21 protein-coding genes and 1 pseudogene are annotated in these 20,395 nt (G+C 73.5%); 6 read left to right on the top strand and 16 right to left on the bottom strand.

All coding sequences use genetic code 11. The annotated features are described in order from the left end of the window. Positions 1 to 48 precede the first annotated feature (48 nt). Together ACIPKM_RS06845 and ACIPKM_RS06840 are read left to right on the top strand one after the other, a co-directional pair. On the top strand, positions 49 to 1,284 hold the full coding sequence (locus ACIPKM_RS06845; protein WP_402736430.1) for a multidrug effflux MFS transporter: 1,236 nt from the start codon (positions 49 to 51) through the stop codon (positions 1,282 to 1,284). Further along, positions 1,281 to 1,946 (top strand): SDR family oxidoreductase, encoded by a 666-nt coding sequence (locus ACIPKM_RS06840; RefSeq protein ID WP_070417539.1) that lies wholly within the window; start codon positions 1,281 to 1,283, stop codon positions 1,944 to 1,946. Before ACIPKM_RS06845 ends, ACIPKM_RS06840 begins: the two co-directional genes overlap by 4 nt. 126 nt (positions 1,947 to 2,072) lie before the next feature. Here ACIPKM_RS06840 and ACIPKM_RS06835 read toward each other — a convergent pair whose 3' ends face one another. The 5 genes from ACIPKM_RS06835 to ACIPKM_RS06815 all read right to left on the bottom strand — a co-directional run bounded on the left by ACIPKM_RS06835 (position 2,073) and on the right by ACIPKM_RS06815 (position 8,206). Continuing rightward, positions 2,073 to 2,870 (bottom strand): SGNH/GDSL hydrolase family protein, encoded by a 798-nt coding sequence (locus tag ACIPKM_RS06835; protein ID WP_402736429.1) that lies wholly within the window; start codon positions 2,868 to 2,870, stop codon positions 2,073 to 2,075. Positions 2,871 to 3,001: 131 nt separating this feature from the next. After that, entirely contained in the window at positions 3,002 to 5,839 is a 2,838-nt protein-coding gene (locus tag ACIPKM_RS06830) for a hypothetical protein (protein ID WP_402736428.1), read from the bottom strand. Beyond that, complete coding sequence (locus ACIPKM_RS06825) at positions 5,836 to 6,567, bottom strand: ABC transporter ATP-binding protein (RefSeq protein WP_071294186.1); 732 nt, start codon at positions 6,565 to 6,567, stop codon at positions 5,836 to 5,838. The genes ACIPKM_RS06830 and ACIPKM_RS06825 overlap by 4 nt, the downstream gene beginning before the upstream one ends. Further along, positions 6,564 to 7,142, bottom strand: coding sequence for a PadR family transcriptional regulator (locus tag ACIPKM_RS06820; protein WP_070417543.1), 579 nt, complete (start codon positions 7,140 to 7,142; stop codon positions 6,564 to 6,566). Before ACIPKM_RS06820 ends, ACIPKM_RS06825 begins: the two co-directional genes overlap by 4 nt. Positions 7,143 to 7,324: 182 nt before the next feature. After that, on the bottom strand, positions 7,325 to 8,206 hold the full coding sequence (locus ACIPKM_RS06815; protein ID WP_070417544.1) for an aldo/keto reductase: 882 nt from the start codon (positions 8,204 to 8,206) through the stop codon (positions 7,325 to 7,327). Positions 8,207 to 8,292: 86 nt separating this feature from the next. On the opposite strand from ACIPKM_RS06815, the gene ACIPKM_RS06810 reads away from it, so the two are divergent. Then, positions 8,293 to 9,213 carry an endonuclease/exonuclease/phosphatase family protein gene (locus tag ACIPKM_RS06810; RefSeq protein ID WP_402736427.1) on the top strand — a complete coding sequence of 307 codons (921 nt, stop codon included), beginning with the start codon at positions 8,293 to 8,295 and terminating at the stop codon, positions 9,211 to 9,213. Positions 9,214 to 9,321: 108 nt separating this feature from the next. Here the strand turns inward: ACIPKM_RS06810 and ACIPKM_RS06805 are convergent, their stop codons facing one another. The 4 genes from ACIPKM_RS06805 to ACIPKM_RS06790 are packed head-to-tail and all read right to left on the bottom strand — an operon-like array spanning position 9,322 to position 12,303. Next, positions 9,322 to 9,903, bottom strand: a complete 582-nt coding sequence (locus ACIPKM_RS06805) for a YdeI family protein (RefSeq protein ID WP_402736426.1) — start codon at positions 9,901 to 9,903, stop codon at positions 9,322 to 9,324. A gap of 44 nt (positions 9,904 to 9,947) precedes the next feature. Continuing rightward, positions 9,948 to 11,486, bottom strand: a complete 1,539-nt coding sequence (locus ACIPKM_RS06800) for an FAD-binding oxidoreductase (RefSeq protein ID WP_402736425.1) — start codon at positions 11,484 to 11,486, stop codon at positions 9,948 to 9,950. Beyond that, positions 11,483 to 11,719, bottom strand: coding sequence for a hypothetical protein (locus ACIPKM_RS06795; RefSeq protein ID WP_071302341.1), 237 nt, complete (start codon positions 11,717 to 11,719; stop codon positions 11,483 to 11,485). The genes ACIPKM_RS06800 and ACIPKM_RS06795 overlap by 4 nt, the downstream gene beginning before the upstream one ends. A 14-nt stretch (positions 11,720 to 11,733) precedes the next feature. Next, positions 11,734 to 12,303, bottom strand: coding sequence for an acyl-CoA thioesterase (locus ACIPKM_RS06790; protein ID WP_402736424.1), 570 nt, complete (start codon positions 12,301 to 12,303; stop codon positions 11,734 to 11,736). Between the two features lie 130 nt (positions 12,304 to 12,433). On the opposite strand from ACIPKM_RS06790, the gene ACIPKM_RS06785 reads away from it, so the two are divergent. Further along, positions 12,434 to 13,420: an aldo/keto reductase gene (locus ACIPKM_RS06785; RefSeq protein WP_402736423.1), complete on the top strand. Its 987-nt coding sequence runs from the start codon at positions 12,434 to 12,436 to the stop codon at positions 13,418 to 13,420. Between the two features lie 221 nt (positions 13,421 to 13,641). Here ACIPKM_RS06785 and uraH read toward each other — a convergent pair whose 3' ends face one another. The 4 genes and pseudogenes from uraH to ACIPKM_RS06765 form a co-directional block, all read right to left on the bottom strand. Further along, positions 13,642 to 13,980 carry a hydroxyisourate hydrolase gene (gene uraH / locus ACIPKM_RS06780; RefSeq protein WP_402736533.1) on the bottom strand — a complete coding sequence of 113 codons (339 nt, stop codon included), beginning with the start codon at positions 13,978 to 13,980 and terminating at the stop codon, positions 13,642 to 13,644. Continuing rightward, positions 13,981 to 14,439: pseudogene (uraD, locus tag ACIPKM_RS06775) on the bottom strand (2-oxo-4-hydroxy-4-carboxy-5-ureidoimidazoline decarboxylase); the annotation flags it as partial. Positions 14,440 to 14,645: 206 nt separating this feature from the next. Beyond that, positions 14,646 to 15,128, bottom strand: coding sequence for an FBP domain-containing protein (locus ACIPKM_RS06770; RefSeq protein WP_071294179.1), 483 nt, complete (start codon positions 15,126 to 15,128; stop codon positions 14,646 to 14,648). Positions 15,129 to 15,308: 180 nt separating this feature from the next. Continuing rightward, positions 15,309 to 16,040, bottom strand: a complete 732-nt coding sequence (locus ACIPKM_RS06765) for a class I SAM-dependent methyltransferase (protein WP_402736422.1) — start codon at positions 16,038 to 16,040, stop codon at positions 15,309 to 15,311. A gap of 38 nt (positions 16,041 to 16,078) precedes the next feature. On the opposite strand from ACIPKM_RS06765, the gene ACIPKM_RS06760 reads away from it, so the two are divergent. Continuing rightward, a complete protein-coding gene (locus tag ACIPKM_RS06760; RefSeq protein WP_402736421.1) occupies positions 16,079 to 16,315 on the top strand; it encodes a hypothetical protein in 237 nt (78 codons plus the stop codon). A gap of 18 nt (positions 16,316 to 16,333) precedes the next feature. Here ACIPKM_RS06760 and ACIPKM_RS06755 read toward each other — a convergent pair whose 3' ends face one another. The 3 genes from ACIPKM_RS06755 to ACIPKM_RS06745 form a co-directional block, all read right to left on the bottom strand. Then, entirely contained in the window at positions 16,334 to 17,239 is a 906-nt protein-coding gene (locus ACIPKM_RS06755) for a helix-turn-helix transcriptional regulator (protein WP_402736420.1), read from the bottom strand. A gap of 164 nt (positions 17,240 to 17,403) precedes the next feature. Continuing rightward, positions 17,404 to 18,663, bottom strand: a complete 1,260-nt coding sequence (locus tag ACIPKM_RS06750) for a hemolysin family protein (RefSeq protein ID WP_261645911.1) — start codon at positions 18,661 to 18,663, stop codon at positions 17,404 to 17,406. An 83-nt stretch (positions 18,664 to 18,746) separates the two neighbouring features. Further along, positions 18,747 to 19,736 (bottom strand): M23 family metallopeptidase, encoded by a 990-nt coding sequence (locus ACIPKM_RS06745; protein WP_402736419.1) that lies wholly within the window; start codon positions 19,734 to 19,736, stop codon positions 18,747 to 18,749. 162 nt (positions 19,737 to 19,898) lie between these two features. On the opposite strand from ACIPKM_RS06745, the gene ACIPKM_RS06740 reads away from it, so the two are divergent. Further along, positions 19,899 to 20,393 carry a hypothetical protein gene (locus tag ACIPKM_RS06740; RefSeq protein WP_071302400.1) on the top strand — a complete coding sequence of 165 codons (495 nt, stop codon included), beginning with the start codon at positions 19,899 to 19,901 and terminating at the stop codon, positions 20,391 to 20,393. The last annotated feature ends 2 nt before the right edge of the window (positions 20,394 to 20,395 follow it).

The following is a 20,395-nucleotide window of genomic DNA, read 5'->3' as shown; positions in this document are numbered from 1 at the left end:
GTCGGCAGGGACTCCCACCAGCGCACCGACCAGCCGTTCGATGGGTCCGTGCCCGCCACCGTGACCCCGCCCGCTCCCCCGACCGCCCGCGCCGTGCCCACGGCCCTCGTCGCCGCCGTCGTGTTCCTCACCGCGGTCGCGCCGCTCGCGACCGACATGTACGTCACCGCGTTCCCGACCGTCGAGGCCGAGTTCCGCACGAGCGCCTCCGCCGTGCAGCTGACCCTCACGACGTTCTTCGCGGGCATGGGCCTCGGGCAGCTCGTCGGCGGACCGTTCTCCGACCAGCGCGGGCGCCGCCTGCCGCTGCTCGCCGGCACGCTGCTCGTCGTCGCGGCGTCGGTCGTGTGCGCGCTCGCCCCGTCGATCGGCGTGCTCACGGCGGCGCGCCTCGTGCAGGGGTTCGCGGGCGGTTGGGTGATGGTGATCGCCCGGTCGGTGGTCGTCGACCTCGCCCACGGCGCCCAGCTCGTCCGGGTCCTCAACGTCGTGATGGGCATCGGCGGGATCGCACCCGTGCTCGGGCCGCTGTTCGGCGCCGCGATCCTGGGGTTCGGTGACTGGCGGACCACGTTCTGGGTCCTCGCCGGCCTCGGGATGCTCATGTGCGTGACCGCGGCCGTCGTCGTCCCCGAGTCCCTCCCACGGGACCGACGGCACGCCGGTGGCCTGCGCACGTTCCGGCTCGCGGCGCGGCAGGTCCTCGGTGATCGACGGTTCGTCGGCTACGTCGTCACCGCGTGCGCTGCGTTCGTCGGGGTGTTCGCGTACGTCGCGACCTCGCCGTTCGTGCTGCAGACCATGAACGGACTGTCGCCGACGGCGTACGCGATCGACTTCGCGGCGAACGCGGGCGCGATGACGGTCGCGTCCCTCGTGGCCGCCCGACTCGCCGGCCGGGTGTCCACGAGACGCATCATCCTCGTCGGGCAGGCCTGCATGGGCGTCGCCGGTGCGGGCATGCTCATCGGCGCGATCTGGTTCGGGATGCCGCTGATCGTGGCCCTGATCGGCTTCTTCGTGCTCATGATCGGCAACGGGCTGGTCGTCACGAACGGTGGGGCCCTCGCATCGTCCGCCGTCCCCGCACACCCCGGGACGAGCTCAGCCGTGCTCGGTCTGGTTCAGTGGACGACGGCCGGCGTGACCGCTCCGATCGCGGGACTCGGCGGCTCGGACACCGCCGTCCCGATGGCCGTCCTCGTCCTCGGTGGCGCGCTCGTGTCGCTCTGGGGACTGCTCGTCCTCGCACGACCCCACACCACCGGAAGGACCACCTCATGACCACCATCGCCATCGTCGGAGCCGGCAAGGGCCTCGGCCTCGCCGTCGCCGAGCGCTTCGCCCGCGAGGGCTTCTCGATCGCCCTGCTCTCCCGCAACCAGGACCGCCTGGACTCCCTCGCCGCCGGCCTCCGGGAGCACGGGTACACCGCCGCCGGCTTCGCCGCGAACGTCCGCGACGGGGACTCCCTCCGCGGCGCCCTCGAGCGTGCGACCGAGCAGCTCGGGCCGATCGAGGTGCTGCAGTACAGCCCGCTGCCCGCCAAGGAGTACATGCGCCCGGTGCTCGAGACCACGGCGGAGGACCTGGTCGGCCCGATCGAGTTCTCGGTCTACGGCTCGGTCAACGCCGTCCGCCAGGTGCTGCCCGGCATGCGCGCGATCGGGCACGGCACGATCCTGTTCGTGAACGGAGGCAGCGCGGTGCGCCCGGGTGCTCGGGTCACCGGCACGTCCGTGGCGTTCGCGGGCGAGAGCGCCTACGCGCAGCTGCTGCACGACGCGGTCCGTGACGAGGACGTCCACGTCGGCCAGCTCATCATCCCGTTCGGCATCGACGACGGGCAGCCCGAGCACTCCGGTGCGTCGATCGCGGACCGCCTCTGGGCGATCCACACCGAGCGCGGTGCGTTCCGGACGTACGCCGAGCCGCTGCCCGAGTGACCGACTGACGGACGGGAGCGCGCCCCGCTCAGCGGCAACGCGAAGCGTTGCGCGGGGCGCGCCGACCGAGCCTGCGAGGGAGGAGTGCCGCCCCGCCCCTCCCGCCCGCCCCTGGTCGCGTCTCGATCAGCGCGCGGCTCGCGTGATCGCCGTCGCCATCACGCGCGCGACGACGACGTTCGTCGCCGCGTCGCCGTGGATGCCGTCCGCCGACGCGCCCCGGACCCACGCGCCGTCCGCCTGCCGGAACCCGGCGAACGGGTCGACGTACGACCAGCCGTGCTCCGCCGCGTCGCGCTCCAGCGCCCGGCTCAGGACGAGCTGTCCCGCGCGGCGGTCGGCGCCCCACTGGCTCCAGGTCCAGTTCGACGGCGGGCCGGAGACGACGAGGACGTGCCGCGCACCGACCTTCCGGACGACGGCGTCCACGTTCGCGATCGTCGTCGCGGTCGGGATCGCCTGGTTCACGTCGTTCGTGCCGAGCTCGACGACGAGGACGTCCGCGTCCGGCACGGGGCCGATCTCGTGGAGGACCTCGTCGGACCGGTACCCGCTGTGCGCGTAGCCGCCGACGGCGTGGAACCGGGTGTCCGGCACGAGGTCGTGAAGCCAGGAGTCCGGCCGTGCCGTGATGGAGTCGCCCGCGTACGCGAAGGTGACCGCGCCGGACCGGTCGCTGGAGCCGAGCGCCCCGGTCACGGCGTCGTCCGGTGTGGCGGCACGGACAGCTGTTCCGCCGGCCGCGGCTCGGGTGTCCGCACGTTCGACCGGCGCGGCGGAGGCGCGACCGACGGACGGGGCGCGCTCGGCTGCGGCGGTGCTCGCCGACACGACGGCCGTGCCGACGACGAGGGATCCGCCGGCGACGAGGCAGACGGCGGTGACGATGCTCGCGACGAGGGCGAGACGACGGGTGCGGGACACGACATCAGGTATCCCCCGGATCGGCCTGCCGTACCAGTCCCCAGACCTGGGGAACCGCGCCGCTGGCTGTGGGTCTTCGCGGCCGTTCCCAGCCGGCCGCCCCGGTCGGGTCCGGGACCCGCCACGTCCGGTCACGGTGTGCGCCGCAGTGCCACGCGGTGGCGGCGGCCCGCGAAGACCCACGTCCCCGCGGTGACGAGCAGCGGCAGCCCGAGCCCGAGGAGGGCGAGCACGGGCCAGTCCGCCACGAACGGCAGGTGCGTGGTGCCGGCTGGTCCCGCCGAGAAGCGGAGGGTGAGTGCCCGGATGGGCAGCAGCCCGAGCAGCGTGCCGATCACCGCACCGACGGTCGTCAGGATCGCGGCCTGCCACGCGGACACCCGGCGACGGAGCACGGGTGCCGCACCGACCGCGTCGAGGACCTCGTCGTCGCGTCGGCCGTCCGAGCGGGCCAGCCCGATGGCGACGGCGGTCGCGCCGATCGTCACCGCCGCGGCGAGGGCGAGGACGATCGCCTTGACGATGCCCTGCGCGTCGACCGGACCGGCCTCGTACTGGAAGTACGGGCCGCCCCACCGTTCGCGGTCCGCGCCGCCGAGGCTCTGCCACGCCGAGGTCAGCTCGTCGGACTGTGCCGGGGTCAGGTCCGCGGACTGCTCCGTGACGAGCATGCCGTCCACCGCCGGGACCCGGTACCGCTCGGCGGTCTCGCGGGTCATGAAGACGCCGACCTGGATGCGGGGGGTCTGCACGTCGAGCACCGCGGGGATCGACGTCGTGGCGTCCGGCCGCGTCCGGTCCGTGATCCCTGGCCCGTCCGTGGTCTGGTCGCGGAACTGGTCGAGCCGGACCTGGCCGTCGTGCGCGTACTCCGGCCACAGGGCGACGGCGCGGCCCGAGGTGAGGGCGTCGCGCACGGTGGCGGACGGACGGTGTCCGGTGAGGACCGCGTAGTCGTCCACCGTGCCGGTCCAGATCTTCGGCGCGGAGCTGTCCTGCGACTCCAGGTAGCGCGAGCACGACGTGGTGTCGTTCGCGCGGCAGTCCGTGCGTCCCCAGTCGTGCAGGAGCGAGACCGTCGACGGCTCGTCGGTCGGCACGCCGTCCACGACGCCGAGGACGCGCACCCGGTCGTGGTCGAGGACACCGGAGACGATCTTCGCCGCCTTCGCCGTGACGGAGGCGTCGTAGCCGCCGTCGCTGCCGTCCTCGTTCGAGAGCCAGACGTCGGCCGTCGCGACGCCCACGGCGGTGCGGTACTCGTAGTCGCGGACGAACTGCGCGTGCTCGGACGCACTCCACGTGATCGCCACCGAGGCCACGAACACGACGCTCATCACGCTCGCGAGCACCGGCACGGTCCGCACCGGGTTGCGCCGGGCGTCGCGGGCGGCGATGCGGGCGGAGAGCCCGAGCCGCGTCGCGGTCCGGGAGACGAGGGCGAGCAGCCACGGCGACGACATCGCGACCCCGAGCTGCATGAGGCACGGGCCGATCGCGACGCCGGCGCCGACGATCCAGGCGAGGTGGTCCTGCTGCACCGGACGGTCGTTGAGGAGCAGCACGCCCGCACCGCACGCCAGCGTCATCACGGTGCCCGCGACGACGAGCACCGGTGCCCAGATCCGGCGGCGGCGCTCGGCGCGCGGGTTCACCGCCGCGGGCCGGAGCGAGCCGCGCAGCGCGGCGAGGACGTTCACCCGCGTGGCCGCACGGGCCGCGACGAGCGCCGACACGAGCCCCGCGAGGACGGCGGCGGCACCGATCGACAGGACCAGGCCGACCGGGACGTGCAGCCCGGGCCACGAGCCCACGTTGCCGTCGTCGGCCAGGTGGAACGCGAGCACGCCGACCCCGGTGCCGAGCGCGACCCCGAGGACGGCGCCGGTGAGCCCGAGCACCAGCCCGGAGCCGGCGACGATCGACCGGACGAAGCGTCGGTCCCCGCCGACGCTCGTGACGATCGCGTACGAGCGGATGTCCGCCCGGGTCCCGACGAGGAACGCGGCACCGGCGAGCAGGGCGACCTCGAACATCGCGAAGACGCCGAGCAGCGCCATCGCCCCGAGGAACCAGCCGATCGGGCTGCTGAGCCCGGCGCCGTGCAACCGCTCGTCGGGCGGGTCGAGCACGACGGGACGCGACTGCACCGTGATCCCGTGGGCGTTGAGCGCGCGGATCTCCGACCACGTCGGGGCGTCCGAGGCCAGGTACACGGTCACGTCGAACGGCGCCGCGGCCGTGCCGGTCGTCGGCTGCGTGGTGCCCCACGGCACGAAGACGCCCTGCGCACCCGGGTCGGACGCGGCGTCGCGCATGGTGCCCGTGATCGTGAAGCGCTTCGTCACCGGGTCGGTCAGGTCGACCGTGTCGCCGATCGACGCGCCGAGTCGCTCGAGCGTCGCCGGGGTGACCATGAGCTCGTCACGGCTGGTCGGTGCGGCGCCGTCGAGCACGTGCCAGTGCCCGTCGAGGACCCGCGACCAGACCGCTCCCTCGACCGCCTGGATCCCGATCGGCCCCTTCGGCCCGGTCAGCACGATCTGCGCCGAGGTGACCGGGATCGACACGGCACCGGCGGGCACGTGGTCGAGGACGTCGGCGAACCGGGCCTCGCCGTCGGACTCCGCGACCGGGCTGTCCTTCGCGGACTCGGTGTACTGCCACTGCACGGGGTCCTGCCGCATGCCCGGGAGGTCCGGGCCGACGACCTGCATCTGCGCTGCCGCGTGCCCGAGGTCGTACCGCAGGCTCTCCGCCTGGGTCGGCTGCGTCGACTGCACGACGACCGACACCGCGGCGAACCCGGCGGTCGGGATGCCGATGAGGGCGACGATCAGCGCCGCCCGGCCGGCCTTCGCGAACGCCAGCCGGCGGCCCAGCCGGAGCGCCGGTCGCAGCGCGAAGGGCGTGCGGCGGTCACGCCCCGAGCGGGCTCCGGCGTCGGCGCGTCGCCGACGCCCGTTCACGAGGCGGTCCGGTCCGTGAGCGCCATCTCGACGCCCGAGTACACGGTCTCGTCCACGACGCGGCCGTCGCGGAGGAACACGATCCGGTCCGCCCACGCCGCGTGCCGGGCGTCGTGGGTCACGAGCAGCGCGCCCGCCCCGGAGTCGACGTGCCGGCGCAGCATGCGGAGCACGACCTCGCCGGTCTGCGAGTCGAGGGCACCGGTCGGCTCGTCGGCGAGGACCAGCCGGCGCTCGCCGACGACCCCGCGCGCGATCGCGACCCGCTGCTGCTGGCCACCGGACAGGTCGTCCGGGAAGGCGTCGGCGCGGTGCCCCAGCTCGACGTTCTCGAGCGCGAGTTCGGCTGCGCGGCGGGCACGGCTCGCCTTCCAGCCGTCGAGCTCGAGCGGCAGCGCCACGTTCTCGACCGCGGTCAGCGAGGGGATGAGGTTGAAGTCCTGGAACACGAACCCGACGAGACGCCGACGCAGGGCGGCGAGGTCCTTTGCCGGCCGGTCGGACACGAAGTCGCCGTCGATGACGACCTCGCCGCTGGTCGGCGGCAGGAGCGTGCCCGCGCAGGCGAGCAGCGTCGACTTGCCCGAGCCCGAGGTGCCCATCACGGCGACCATCTCGCCGCGGGCGATGCGCAGGTCGATGCCGGCGAGGGCGGTGACGGCCTTCGCGCCGGAGCCGTACTGCACGCTCACGGCGTCGAGCTCGAGGAGCGGGGCGACGGCGTTCACCGGGCGCTCCGCACGGTGGCGTCGGACGACTCGGCAGCGGCCGTCGAGTCGGGAGTCGGGGACGGCCGGTAGCGCGCGACGCTCGACTCCACGTGGTCGAGCCAGCGGACGTCGGCCTCGGCCTGGAAGAGCATCGACTCGAGCACGAGCGACCAGGCGAGGTCGTCCGCCGGGTCCGAGGAGCGCTTCAGCCGGGTCAGGTCCTGCAGGTTCCGCACGGCGGCGGCGCGCTGGACCTGCACGAGGCGCGGCACGTCGACGCCGGGCACCGTCACCGCGAGGGCGAACTTGATCGCGAGCTCGTCACGGCCGCGCTTCGGCGGGACCGGCTCGCTGAACCAGCGTGCGACCTCCTCGTGACCCGCGTCGGTCGCCGTGTAGACGACGTGTCCGTCGTCGTCGGCGTCACCGCGGGCCACGAGGCCGTCGCGTTCCAGGCGGTCGAGCGTCGTGTAGACCTGGCCGATGTTCAGCGGCCAGCTGCCCCCGGTCCGGTGCTCGAACTCCCCCCGGAGCTGGTACCCGTAGCCGGGCCCGGCCACCAGCAGCGCGAGTACGCCCATCCGTACGCTCATGACGTCTTCCCCCTCGTTCCGTCCGCCTTGGACATACCGAGTATGCACATACCGCGTATGTGAACGCAACCCCGTGACGGACTGGAGGCGGGGGGGCCCCGGGGCCCCCCCCCCCCCCCCCCCCCGGCCGGGGGGGGGGGGCCCCCGCCCCCCCCCCGCCTCCAGTCCGTCACCGTGTCGCGTCAGTGACCCAGCTTCGACAGCTCCTCGAACTCGTCGTCGGTCAGCTCGACCGTCGCGCCCGCGAGGTTGTCCTCGAGGTGGGCGACGCTCGACGTGCCGGGGATCGGCAGCACCACGGGCGAGCGCTTGAGCAGCCAGGCCAGGGCGAGCTGGGCCGGGGTGGCGCCCTTGCGCTCGGCGATCTCGGTCAGCGGGGAGTCGCTGCCGGTGAGACCGCCGGTCGCGAGCGGGAACCACGGGATGAAGCCGATGCCCTGCTCGGTCGACCAGTCGAGGAGTTCCTCGGCGTCGCGCTTCTGCAGGTTGTACAGGTTCTGGACGGAGACGATCGTGGCGATCTCCTGCGCGGCCTTCACCTCGTCGACCGACACCTCGGACAGGCCGATGTGGCGGATCTTGCCCTCGTCCTGCAGCTTCTTCAGCTCGCCCACCTGGTCCTCGAGCGGGACCTTCGGGTCGATGCGGTGGAGCTGGAACAGGTCGATGCGCTCGAGGCCGAGGCGGCGGAGGCTCATCTCGGCCTCCTGGCGCAGGTACTCCGGGCGGCCGACCGGCGGCCACTCGTTCGGCCCGGTGCGGGTGAGACCGGCCTTCGTCGCGATGACGATGTCGTCGCCGTAGGGGTGCAGCGCCTCGCGGAGCAGGTCCTCGGCGACGTAGGGGCCGTAGGAGTCGGCGGTGTCGAAGAAGTCCACGCCGAGCTCGACGGCGCGCTTGAGGACGCGGATCGCCTCGTCGTGGTCCTTCGGGGGTCCCCAGACGCCGGGGCCGGTGAGCTGCATGGTGCCGTAGCCGAGGCGGTGGACCTCGAGGTCACCACCGATGCGGAAGGTGCCGGAGGCGGCGGCCGGACGGTTCGTGGTGTCGGTGCCAGTGGTCATGTCCCCGGTCTACGCCTGCGTCGTTGCAGGTCTGGTGAACCGGTGTCCCCCGGGATCTGTCAGAAGCGGTTCCTATCCTCCTCGGCGTGCCCCTCCGCTCCCGCAGACGGAGTCCCGGCCGCTCGTTCGTCATCGGTGTCGTCGGGATCGCGTTGCTCGCCGGGATCGTCGTCCTCCTCGTCCCCGCCGTCCTGGGCGTCCTCGGGAGCTCGGGGTCCGTGATCGGCTCGCTGCTGCCGTGGCTCGCGCTCCTGCTCGTCCCCGTCGCCGGTGCGGCACTCGGCACCCGGTCGAAGCGGCTCGCCGTGCTGTCCCTCGCCTTCGCCGCCGCGTGGGCCGTCGCGGTCCTGCCCGGCGTGCTCGCTCCCGGCACGTCGGGGTCGCCGCAGTTGACGGTCGTCACCGAGAACATCGAGGCCGCCAACCCCGACCCGGCCGCCACCGCGAGGTCGATCGCGGCGCGTGACCCGGACGTCATCGCGCTCGAGGAGCTCACCCAGACCTCGGGCACGGCGGTCGCGGGCGTCCTCGACGAGCGGTACCCGCACCACTACCGCGTCGGGTCGATCGGGGTGTGGAGCCGGACGACCCTGCGCGACGGCGAACCCCTCACGCTCGGTCTGGGCTGGGCCCGGGCGCTCCGTGTGACGGTGGACACCGGGGTCGGCGACGTCCGGTTGTACGTCGTGCACATGGACTCACTGCGACCTGGCGGCGAGGACGGTCGGCCGCGGATGCTGGCGTCGCTCACCGAGGCGGTCCGCGACGACGAGTCGGAGCGGCTCGTCGTCGCGGGGGACTTCAACGGCGGTGCGGCCGACCCGGAGATGCTCCCGCTGACCCGGATGCTCGACGAGGGCGGCGGGTTCGGGGCGACCTGGCCGGCGCAGTTGCCCGTCGTGCGGATCGACCACGTGTTCACCCGGGGGCTCGGGGCGACGTCGACCGAGGTCCTGCCCGCGAACGGCAGCGACCACCGGGGCGTGCTCGTCGGCCTGCGGCGCTGACGGCGGGCGTCGGTGCGTTCGCGGTCGCCGGTGCGTCGAACCACGTTTCCGACGTCGAACCAGCCCGCGCGCCTGGTTCGACGTCGTCTTCGTGGTTCGACCCGGCCGTCAGGCCTTCCGCGGGTACGGGGTCTCGCCCCGCTCGAGCCCGCCGACGAGCTTCGCGAGCCTGTTCGCCCGCGCCGTCGCACTCGGCGCGGTCGTGATCCGGTGGAGCACGGCGTACCGGTTCGTGGCGTCGAGTTCGGCGAACAGCGCTGCGGCCGCGGGAGCGGCGTCGAGCGCTGCCCGCAGGTCGTCGGGCACGGTGGCCGTCGCGGCACCGGCGTAGGCGCGATCCCACCGGCCGTCGCCCTTGGCGCGCTCGACCTCGGCCCGGCCCCGGTCGCGCATGCGCCCCGCGGACTCGAGGGTGCCGACGAGTCCGATGTTCCGCTGCGACCAGATCGACGCCTTGCGCCGCGGGGTGAACCGCTGGCGGAAGGTCGCGGTGTCCCGCCCGCGCTTCTGCCCGTCGATCCAGCCGGAGCAGAGCGCTTCGTCGAGCGCCTGGTCGTAGGTCAGCGTCGTCGGCTCCGTGGTGCCCTTCTTCGCGAGGACGAGCCACACGCCGTCGGGGTCGTCCTCGTGCGCGTCGAGCCAGGCGCGCCAGGCAGCGGCGTCGGGGAGTACCAGGTCGTCCGCGTCCATGCGGTCATCGTAGGGCGGCCCACCGGCGTCCGGAGGGCCACCGCTCACACCCAGTTCGGCTGCGCCAGCACCCCGTCCGGGTCCACCTGCTCGGCGATCCGGTGCAGCCGCGAGGTGTTCACGTCGAAGTAGTCCGCCGGGTCCGTGATCGCCGCGTCGCAGTAGTTCGCGTACGCCGCGTCACCCCACGCCGGCCGCATCGCCTTCCGGAACCCCCGGACGTAGGCGTCGAAGGGTGCCGGGTCCGATCCGTCCGCGAACACGGCGGTGTACTGCACGGTCATGAGCGCCGACCGCCACGGGAACGCGGTGTCGGTCCGTCCGACGTCGGAGACGACACCGCCGAGGGCGTCGAGCGCGACCCCGCCCTCGAGGTTCCCCGCCACGTCACCGGCGGCCTCGGCGTGGGCGACGAGCACGTCGATCTGTTCGTCGGACAGTTTCACCGATCCGATCGAGGACGTCGCCGCCTCGGACACCCGCTGTGGCTTCCCCGCCAGCGCGGACATCGCGGCACCGTAGGTGAGCTGTCGCGCGGTGTGGGCGAGCGGCTTCGCTCCGGTGGCGGCGATGAAACCGTCGACGGTGGTGTCAGCGCCGGTCTTCGAACCCGTCCACACACCCGTCACGGTGACCGTCGGGGCGGTGTGCCGGCTCCCGTTCAGCAGCTTGAGCGTCGACCACAGCTCCGGGTCGGCGGTGGGCGCCCAGTCCTGCCAGGCGCGCACGACCGCCGCGGCGGCCGACCACGCGAAGGTGATCGAGAAGAGCAGGACGCCGGGCGCGGCCTGCGTCCGGTACGTCAGTGCGGTGACGACGCCGACGGTTCCACCGCCCCCGCCGCGGCAGGCCCAGAACAGGTCGGGCTCGGCGGTCGCGGAGACCTCGTGCACGCTGCCGTCCGGCGTGACGACGGTCGCACCGGTGAGCTGGTCGCACGTCAGCCCGAAGGAGCGGACGAGCACACCGACCCCGCCGCCGAGCGTCAGGCCGCCGATCCCGACCGTGGGGCAGGACCCGGCGCCGATCGCCCGTCCGGCGGCGGCGAGCGTGGCGTAGACGTCGCCGAGCTGCGCACCGGGACCGATCGTCACGGTGCCGTCGTCGTGCAGGTCGATGCCGTCGAGGTCCTGCGTGCTGATCACCAGCGACCGCGGGACGTCGGTGCCGCTCGCGCCGCCCGCCGACCAGCCCGTGTAGGAGTGCCCGCCGGACCGGAGCGCCACCGGCGTGTTCGTGTTCCGGGCGAAGGCCAGCCCGGCCTGGACGTCCGCGGTGCCGGCCGCGCGCAGGATGCCCTGCGGGTCGGCGTCGTCGTACCGGGGGTTCTCGACGAGCCGGGCGCTGTTCCACCCGTTCGACCCCGAGCGCAGCAGCCGTCCGGAGACCGCGGCGGCGAGGGCGTCCCACGAGTCGGGGCCGCCCGGTGTCGGTGACGCGGTCGGGGTCCCCGTGGGCTCGGGCGTCCTCGTGGCCGACGGGGACGGGGACGGCGCCGGTCGACTGCACGCGGCGAGCACCCCGGCGATCCCGAGTCCGACTCCCCCGGCGAGCACCGCACGCCTGGTGGCGGGACGGGTCACGGTCCGGAGACCCCGCCGCCGGCGCCGGTGATGCCCGGGTGCGCGGCCTTCGACAGCCCCTCGGTCACCGAGTGCGCGGCCTCGGCGTCCGCTCGCGCCTGTGCCCCGAGCCGCGGGTCGGCCGGTCCGAGGTGCGCGAGGCGCTTCGCTCGTCGGTGGTTCTGCACCTCGAGCACGGTGATGACGGCGGCGATCAGCACCGCGACGCCGATCACGATCCACACGATGGTCATGACGTCCCCTCTCGTCACGGGGTCTCGGACCCCGTGCCCGCGAGCGTACCCGAGCTGCTGATCCGGGTGGCCCCGGCCCACTCGTGCACCCACTCCGGCACCGACAGGTCCCGGTCGGTCGCGCCCGCGGCCTCGAGCAGTTCCGACGGGGACACCGTCCCGCCGGTGCGCAGCAGGAACCGTGCCTGCACCACGGCCCGTGCCACCACTGCCCCGCGGCGGACGAACGTCTGCTCCAGGTAGGCCGCGCGGTCGTCCATCCCGAGCACCCGGGTCACGAGCTCGAACCGCTGGCCGAGCGTCAACGACCGCTTGTAGGTGATCGTCTGTGCCGACACGACCGGGTACCAGCCGCGCTCGGCGATCGCACCCCAGAACCCCGAGCGCAGCATGAGGTCGAGCCGCCCGAGGTCGAGCATCGACAGGTACTTCCCGTTGTTCACGTGCCGCAGCGGGTCGAGGTCGGTCAGGGTCACCCGGAACGGCGTGCGGACCTCGTCCCAGAGCGTCGGTCGCCGTCCGCCGATCGCGGGGCGGAGCCGGACGCGCAACTGGAGCAGGAACAGCCGGAAGTACAGGTTCACGCCCCGATCACACCAGGGTCGGGCCACGAACGCGCGGAACCTTGGAGGAACCGCACGAACCGGCATTCCCGGCTGACGGGTCCGGTCAGTGCCTCCCTCCAACCGAGGGACCCGGAGTAGACCTGCACCCATGCAGACACGCAAGCTCGCAGACCTCGAGGTCGGCCCCGTCGGCCTCGGCACCATGGGCATGAGCGCCTTCTACACGGGCGCCGGCACCGACGACGACGAGTCGATCCGCACCATCCACCGCGCGATCGACCTCGGCGTCACCCTGTTCGACACCGCCGAGGCGTACGGCCCCTACACGAACGAGGACCTGCTCCGCCGGGCCCTCGGAGACCGCCGCGACGACGTCGTCATCGCGACGAAGTTCGGCCTCATCACGCACACCGCCGGCGAGGAGACGCCCGCCACGGGCCGCGGCATCAGCTCCGCACCGGAGTCCGTGCGCGAGGCGCTCGAGGGCTCGCTCCGCCGCCTCGGCACCGACCACATCGACCTGTACTACCAGCACCGCGTCGACCCGGCCGTCCCGATCGAGGACGTCATCGGGCAGCTCGCCGGCTTCGTGCAGGAGGGCAAGATCCGTCACATCGGGCTCTCCGAGGCGAGCGCCGCGACGATCCGGAAGGCCCACGCGGTCCACCCGATCACGGCGCTCCAGAGCGAGTACTCGCTCTGGACCCGGGATCCCGAGGGCGACGTGCTCGACACCCTCCGCGAGCTCGGCATCGGCCTCGTGCCGTACTCGCCGCTCGGCCGCGGGTTCCTGACGGGAGCGATCACGAAGCCGTCCGACCTGGACGCCGACGACTTCCGCCTGGCGAACCCGCGCTTCCAGGAGGAGGCCTTCGCCGAGAACATGCGCATCGTCGACGCCGTCAAGGAGATCGCGACCGAGGTCGGCGGGACCCCGGCCCAGGTGGCGCTGGCGTGGCTGCTCGCGCAGGGCGACGACGTCGTGCCGATCCCCGGCACGAAGCGGGTCGCGCGACTCGAGGAGAACGTCGGCGCAGCCGACCTCACCCTGACCGCGGACCAGATCGCGCGCCTGTCGGCGCTGCCGGTGCCGACGGGTGACCGCTACCCCGACATGTCGACCATCGGTCGGTAGACGCGACCGGATGACGGCCTGGAGGCGCGGTGCCGGCTGGCACCGCGCCTCCAGGCCGTCTCGGCGTGCGTTCCGGGCCTCGGTCCGGTGACGGACGCGACCCACGCCCGACAGCCCGGCTCCGCGAGCGGGCGGAACATGCGCGGTTCGCCATGGGAGCCGCGCACATTTCGACCGCTCGCGCGCTGCGGGGCGGGACACATGCCCCGCGCGGCATGGGATCAGCTTCCGCGGTAGGTGCTGTAGGCGAACGGGCTGAGCAGGAGTGGCACGTGGAGGTGCTCCGTCCCGCCCACGGTGAAGGCCACGACGACGAACGGGTGGAACGTCGCTACGCCGGCGGCGCGGTGGTACGCGCCGGTGTCGAAGCGGAGCTGCAGGTCGCCTCGTGGCAGGACGTCCGGCCCGAGGGCAGCGCGTCCGTCGGTGTCGGTCGTGCCGGTCGCGAGGACGTCGCCGTCGACGGTGCTCAGCACGAGGCCCACCCCCGCGGCGGGTGTGCCCCGGGTCGCGTCGAGGACGTGCGTGGTCAGCTGGGCGACGGCGAAGGTCGCGCGGATGCGGTGCAGTGCGATGTCCGCGAGGGCGCCGGCGGCCTCGGCGACCTCGACGTCGGGATCGTTGCCGAGCCGCCGTCGGAGTTCGGCGAGGAGGTCCTCGGGCGTCCGGCCGGCCGCGCGCACGAGGAACACCCGGCCGAACCGCCGCTCGTAGTCGGCGTTCCCCGCGGCGATCGCCCGGGCGACGTCGTCGTCCGCGGTGCGCATGGCCGACTGCTCCCGGGCTGACGAGGCATCACTGCCCCGCTCACCGATCCGCGGGTGCTGCGCGAGGGCGGCGTCGAGCTCGGCGGCGCCCCACCCCCGGGCCTCGGCGGCGGCACGCGCCAGGAGCGCGGCGACGGAGCCGTACGGTCGTCCGGCGGCGAGTGCGTCGGCCCACGCCGGGACGGCCGCCCACCCGGTGGCCGTGGCGACCGCGTCGGAGACGGTCGCGTCGTCGAGATCGCCGATGTCCATGCCGCCACGCTACGGAACGCCCGTTTCACGGGGGTTACGCCGTGGTTACCCGCGCGAGGTGGCCGACGGTCCCGGAACGGTCGCCGCTGTGGGACGGGAGGCGCGGGTCGGGCCCGCACCGCGCCTCCCGAACCGCAGGTGCGCACCTCGACGACGTCTGCGCGCGCTGCACGCTGCGCACTCGTCGTCCGCGTGCGCAGTCGCGACTAGACCTCCGCGGCGAAGGACGCCGCGCGGAGCTGCAGGTCCTCGATCCGCTGCAGCCGTGCGGCCTCGACGTCGTAGCCCTCGTACGCGAGCGGCGGCGTCCGCCGGACGTTGCGCGAGCACTGGAAGTCCTGGCAGACGAGCGTGCCGACGGTGTTGCCGTTGCGACCCGCCTTGCCGGAGCGTTTCGCGCTGTAGAACACGACGTCGTTCGGGAGCTTCACGTCCTGGCACCACGAGCACTGCGCCCGGGCACGGGGTGAGGCCTCGGCCTGCCGGAAGAGGATGCCGACGAGGTCGCCCTCGAGGGTCGGCACGACGGCGTACGCGCGCCGGGCGAGCTTCGGGTCGCGCCAGCCGAGGTAGTCGAGTGCGTCCCAGTCGACGGTCTCGAAGTCGGCGGGCAGCGTGAGGTCGCCGGTCTCCTTGCGGGAGGCGTTGACGAAGGACGTGCGGATGGTCTTCTCGCTGATGGGCAGCATGGTGGTTCGCTCTCGGACGGGCCCGGGGCACGCGGACGCATGCCGCACCGGGCGGAGGGTTCAGGGTTCGATGACGGCGGCCGCACCGAACGGTGCGACCCGGGGCATCACGCCCTGATGTCGGCGAAACGGGCGCCGACCACCTCCTGGAAGCTCACCAGACCAGCCTACGTCGACGTGTCAAGCCGGGCGCGGCTGCGCGGTGAGGAGGACGAGCGAGCCCTCGAACGTCGGCTGCGTGCGGAGGGCGCCGTGGGCTCGGTCCCACTCGCCGGACTCGAGGGCCGTGCGGAGCGCGGCGACGGATCGCCGTGCGGTCATCTCGTCGACGGAGCTCCACGCCGAGTCCGCCCGTCGTGCGCCCGGGTCGAGGAGGCGTTCCGGCCGCGCGTAGTACGCCTCGGAGAACCCGTCGACGCACGTGAACGGGATCGGCAGGCGCCTGGTCGTGACCGCGTCGTCGGCGAGGGCCGCCGCGATCCGGGCGAGCGCGGGGTACCGCCGGGCCTCGGTCGCCATGACCTCGGGGGCGTACTCGGCGAGCCAGAAGTCCTCGACACGGTCGGGGTCGCACGTCAGGATCACGATCGGGCCCCGCGTCACCCGGCGCAGCTCGGCCAGCCCACGCTCGAGGTCGCCCCACTCGTGCACGGAGAAGGTCGTCATCGCGGCGTCGAACGTGTCGTCGGCGAACGGCAGGTCCTCGGCGGTGGCGTCGATCGAGGTCACCTCGCGGTCGGTGGGCTCGTAGGACCCGGCGCCGGCGCCCACGTCGAGGACCGTCCGGGCGTCACCGAGGGCCTTCGCGATCGCCCGGGCGAAGGACGGCTCCGGCCGACGGTACTTCCGGTGGTCCTGACCGATGCGGGCGGAGTCGGCGTCCCCCGCTGAACCGTCCGTCGTCCTCGTCACGGCCCCAGCCTACGGACCGGGCCTGTTACGGTCGGGCCATGGTCTCCGGGGGATTCGCCGTCGTCAGTGTCCTGTACATCGCGTTCGTCGTGGCGCTCGCTGTACTGACGGTCGCGCTCATCGTGCTCGTGTTCGCCGCGATCCGCGTGCTGCGGCTGTCCGCGACGGAGCGGCAGCTGCGCATCGAGCGGCTGCGGTACGACGCCGTCGTCGACGGCATCGACGACCACGGTGCCGGCCCGGACGAGACCGGTTCCACGACCCCCACCGTCTGACGCCCGTCGGGCGGGGGGTCAGTCGACCGACTCGGTCTCCGACTCCCGCAGCGCCGCGTAGTGCTCGGCACGCTCGGTCGCAGCCCACGACCCGAGGAGCGCCAGGGACCGCTCGGACTCGCTGCCGGGTTCGGCCGAGTACGAGAACATCACCAGGCCCGGGTCCGCGACGAGTTCCAGCGCCTCGTAGTCGAGCCGGAGCTCACCGACGATCGGGTGCACGAGCCGCTTCTTGCCGGTGCGGTGCATCCGGACGTCGTGGACGGCCCACCACGTGCGGAACTCCTCGCTCCGGGTCGACAGCTCGCCGACGAGGGTCACGAGTCCGGGCTCGCACGGGTTCGAGACCGCGGCCGCACGGAGGATCGCCACCGCGTCCCGAGCGGTCTGCGCCCAGTCCGCGAAGAACTCCTTCGCCGCGGGGTCGAGGAACGTGAAGCGCGCGGTGTTCACCGGACGACCGGGGCCCGCGAACATCGGCGCGTACAGCGCGCGACCGAGCTCGTTCGTCGCGACCACGTCACCGCGCTCGTTCCGCACCCAGGCGGGCGCTCCCGTGATCGAGTCGAGCAGCCGCTGCACACCGGGTCGCACGCGGGTCGGGACGTTGCGGTGCATGACCTTCACGCCGGCGTTCGCCAGGCGGGCGAGGTCCCACAGGTGCACGCGCTCGTCCTCATCGAGCTGCAGCGCACCGGCGAGCCCCTCGAGCACGCTGTCCGAGACGCCCTTGAGCGAACCCCGCTCGAGCCGCGTGTAGTAGTCCACGCTGACGCCGGCGAGCATGGCGACCTCGTGCCGACGCAGTCCCGGTACCCGTCGGACACCGCCGCCGAACGACGGCATGCCGACCTGCTCGGGAGTGAGCCGCGCCCGCCTCGAGGACAGGAAGTCGCGGATCTCGTTGCGCACGTCGATACCCATGCGACGAGCGTACGTCCCGTGGCTGGTACCGCGGCAGGCCCTGCCCGTACCCGGGACGGGACGGACGGGAGGCGCGGGGCGGGTCCGCACCGTCCTCCCTCGCAGGCTCGGTCGGCGCGCCCCGCGCAACGCTCCGCGTTGCCGCCGAGCGGGGCGCGCCCGCGTCAGGCGGTGACGTCGGCCGTGATGCGCACGCGCGCCACGCGGTGACCGTCCATGGCGGTCACCTCGAGCCGGTGGCCGCCGACCTCGACGACGTCCCCGACCTCGGGCACGCGGTCCAGCGCCACCTGCACCAGGCCGCCCACCGTCTCGTAGTCGCCGTCGGGGAGGGCCGGGCCGCCGTCGGCCACGAGGTCCTCGAGCACGGTCGCCCCGTCGACGCCGTCGTGCTCGGCCGCGGGCTCGTCGTACTCGTCGCGGATGCGTCCGACGAGGTCCTCGAGCAGCGCCTCGAGCGTCACCATGCCCGCGCTGCCGCCGTACTCGTCGACGACCAGGGCGATCTGGTGTCCCTCGGTGCGCATGTCCGCGATCGCACTCGACAGCGACTTCGTCTCGGGCAGCGCGAGCACCGGACGCACGAGGGTCGACACCGGTGCGGTGGGGTCCTCCGGGCGCAGCAGGTCCCGCAGGTGGACGAACCCGTCGACGTGGTCCCGCGTGCCGTCGGTGACGAGGTACCGGGTGTGCCCGAGGTCGATGGCGTGGTCGGTGGCCGCGGCGATCGAGGTGCCCGCGTCGATCGTCGACACGTCGTACCAGGGCCGCATCGACTCGCGGAGGATCCGGTCGCCCGCGTCGAGGGCGCTCCGGGCGATCCGGCGTCCCTGGGCGTCGATGGCGTCGTGGTCCTCGACGAGACCGCGGAGTTCCTCGGTGCTCATCGACTCGCTCCGGGCGTTCGGGTCCCCGCCGAGCAGCCGCACGACGGTGTCGGTCGACTTCGAGAGCAGCCAGATCACCGGGCGCATGAGCGTGGCGAACCGGTCGAGCGTCGGGGCCACGGCCATCGAGAAGCCCTCGGCGCGCTGCAGGGCGAGCCGCTTCGGCACGAGCTCGCCGAAGACCAGCGACAGGTAGGCGATCACGAGGGTCATCAGCACCAGTGCCACCGTCTCGGCAGCACCCTGCTCGAGCCCGAGGCCCGTGAACAGCGGGGCGACGTCCGGAGCGATCGACGATGCGCCGTACGCGGCCGAGAAGAACCCGGCGACGGTCACGCCGATCTGCACGGCGGAGAGGAAGCGGTTCGGGTCGCGGCCGAGCTCGGCGACCCGCATCCCCCGGGACCCGCGGCGCTCGAGCTGCTGCAGCTGCGACTCACGGAGGGAGACGAGGGCGATCTCGGCTGCGGCGAACACGCCACCGACGAGCACGAAGAGGACCACGAGCCCGAAGGCGATCCAGGTGTCGGGTCCCATCAGCGGGCTGCCGGCTCAGATCGGCGACGGGCGGGCGGTCTGTGACAGTCGTCCATGCCTGTGAGCATGCACAGGGAACCTGATCAGGCGGTGAGGGAACGCCCGATGCGCGCTTCGAGCCAGGCTTCCGGGTCGATCGGGGTCTCGCCGTCCATCAGGACCTCGAGGTGGAGGTGCGCCCCGGTCGAGACCCCGGAGGAGCCGACCTTGCCGATGAACTGTCCGGCCTCGACGGTGTCGCCGACCTTCAGTGGCGAGGAGCCGGGGATCATGTGGCCGTAGAGCGTCGAGACCTCGCGCCCGTCGATCACGTGGTCGATGATCACCGCGGTGCCGTACGAGAAGTACGTGCCGGAGACCCGGACGGTCCCCGCGGCCACGGCACCGATCGGCGCGCCCATGCCCGGGTTGAAGTCGAGGCCCTGGTGGAGCGACGAGCAGGCGCCGCACGGAGCCGAGCGGTAGCCGAAGCCCGAGCTCATCCGTACCGGCCCGGGGAACGGCGACCGGACCTCGCCGCCGTAGGACACCGACGTGCCCGGGGCCCCGGCCGAACCGCCGCCGACCGTGAAGCCGTCGCGGTCGAGGGCGGAGGCGGAGATCGCCTGCGTCACGGCGTAGTCCTGCGTGCGGACAGAGGGTGCGAGGGTCGCGGTCGCCATCGAGGTGCCGGCACTGGCGTGCGCGGGCATCGCGGACGCGGCGAACATCGCGAGGGCGGCGAGGGCGCTCGTGAGCGTCACGCGGCTGGCGCGGCGGGACCTGGAGGCGCGGGTCGCCCGGGCGACGGCGGGCACGCTGGGTGCGGGGCGACGGACGACGCGCTGGATGCGGGCGTCGACGTGCTCGGTCGTCGCAAGCGCGGCGGCCGCTCGGCGACCGGTGCGCTCGGGCTTCGGCGCGCGAGGCGGCGCGGGCGTGCGCTCGGCCTTCGGTGCGCGCTCGGGCTTCGGCGTCCGCTCACGGCGGGCCGGCTTGCGGGCTGCGGCGCGCTCGGCCTCGAGGGCGGCGCGACGGGACAGGTGCACCACCGGGGTGTCCGGGTGCTGGTCGAGTTCGCGTGCAGTCGTCATGGCCGCCCACCATTCTGCACGACTCTGTCGCTTTGTACAGGTCCTTTCGTGATGTCATCGTTACCGAAGTGCTGGGAGGCTGCTGATCCCACAGCCCGCCCCGGCCCCGGATGCCGCCCGATCAGTAGTGTCCGCAGTGAGCGAGCGGAAAGGACCCTCCACATGGCCCGAACACCGCGCGAGCGGCACGAACCGGTCGACCTGGCGTCGGCGCACGTCGTGCTCGCCGGGACGCAGGAGCTCCTGCCGGTGCTCCGGACCGCTGCCGTCCGGGCCGGGGTCGACGCTGCCCGGATGCGCGTGGTCGGGGTGGACGACCTGCCCGATCCCGAGGAGACCTGGGACGCCGAACTCGCGGTCATCGCGATCCGTCGGCCCGGTGACGACCCGGCGTTCCACCGTGCGCACGAGGCCGCGGAGCTGATCGACCCGCTGCTCGCGCCGCACGCGGTCCGGATCGTCGTGACGGTCTCGGGGCTGACCCGGCTCGCGCCGAAGGTCGAGCGGACGCTGACGTCCGAGGTGCTCCACCAGATCGGCGCGGCGTCGGCACCGTCCGGGTTCGAGCGGCCGTTCCGGAACTTCCGGATGCGCGTGGGGCTCGCGGCCCTAAAGACCGCCGGCGTCCGGGTCTTCCGGGTGCGCATCGGCGAGTGACC

Source organism: Curtobacterium sp. NPDC086286 (assembly GCF_044746255.1).
Classification (GTDB): Bacteria; Actinomycetota; Actinomycetes; order Actinomycetales; family Microbacteriaceae; genus Curtobacterium.
This window is presented reverse-complemented; position numbering and strand designations above follow the sequence as displayed.

Coding starts and splice junctions, on each gene's coding strand:
- ACIPKM_RS06840 (WP_070417539.1), top strand. CDS start 1,281: ATGACCACCATCGCCATCGTCGGAGCCGGCAAGGGCCTCGGCCTCGCC.
- ACIPKM_RS06820 (WP_070417543.1), bottom strand. CDS start 7,142: ATGAGCGTACGGATGGGCGTACTCGCGCTGCTGGTGGCCGGGCCCGGC.
- ACIPKM_RS06815 (WP_070417544.1), bottom strand. CDS start 8,206: ATGACCACTGGCACCGACACCACGAACCGTCCGGCCGCCGCCTCCGGC.
- ACIPKM_RS06805 (WP_402736426.1), bottom strand. CDS start 9,903: ATGGACGCGGACGACCTGGTACTCCCCGACGCCGCTGCCTGGCGCGCC.
- ACIPKM_RS06795 (WP_071302341.1), bottom strand. CDS start 11,719: ATGACCATCGTGTGGATCGTGATCGGCGTCGCGGTGCTGATCGCCGCC.
- ACIPKM_RS06785 (WP_402736423.1), top strand. CDS start 12,434: ATGCAGACACGCAAGCTCGCAGACCTCGAGGTCGGCCCCGTCGGCCTC.
- ACIPKM_RS06770 (WP_071294179.1), bottom strand. CDS start 15,128: ATGCTGCCCATCAGCGAGAAGACCATCCGCACGTCCTTCGTCAACGCC.
- ACIPKM_RS06760 (WP_402736421.1), top strand. CDS start 16,079: ATGGTCTCCGGGGGATTCGCCGTCGTCAGTGTCCTGTACATCGCGTTC.
- ACIPKM_RS06755 (WP_402736420.1), bottom strand. CDS start 17,239: ATGGGTATCGACGTGCGCAACGAGATCCGCGACTTCCTGTCCTCGAGG.
- ACIPKM_RS06750 (WP_261645911.1), bottom strand. CDS start 18,663: ATGGGACCCGACACCTGGATCGCCTTCGGGCTCGTGGTCCTCTTCGTG.
- ACIPKM_RS06745 (WP_402736419.1), bottom strand. CDS start 19,736: ATGACGACTGCACGCGAACTCGACCAGCACCCGGACACCCCGGTGGTG.
- ACIPKM_RS06740 (WP_071302400.1), top strand. CDS start 19,899: ATGGCCCGAACACCGCGCGAGCGGCACGAACCGGTCGACCTGGCGTCG.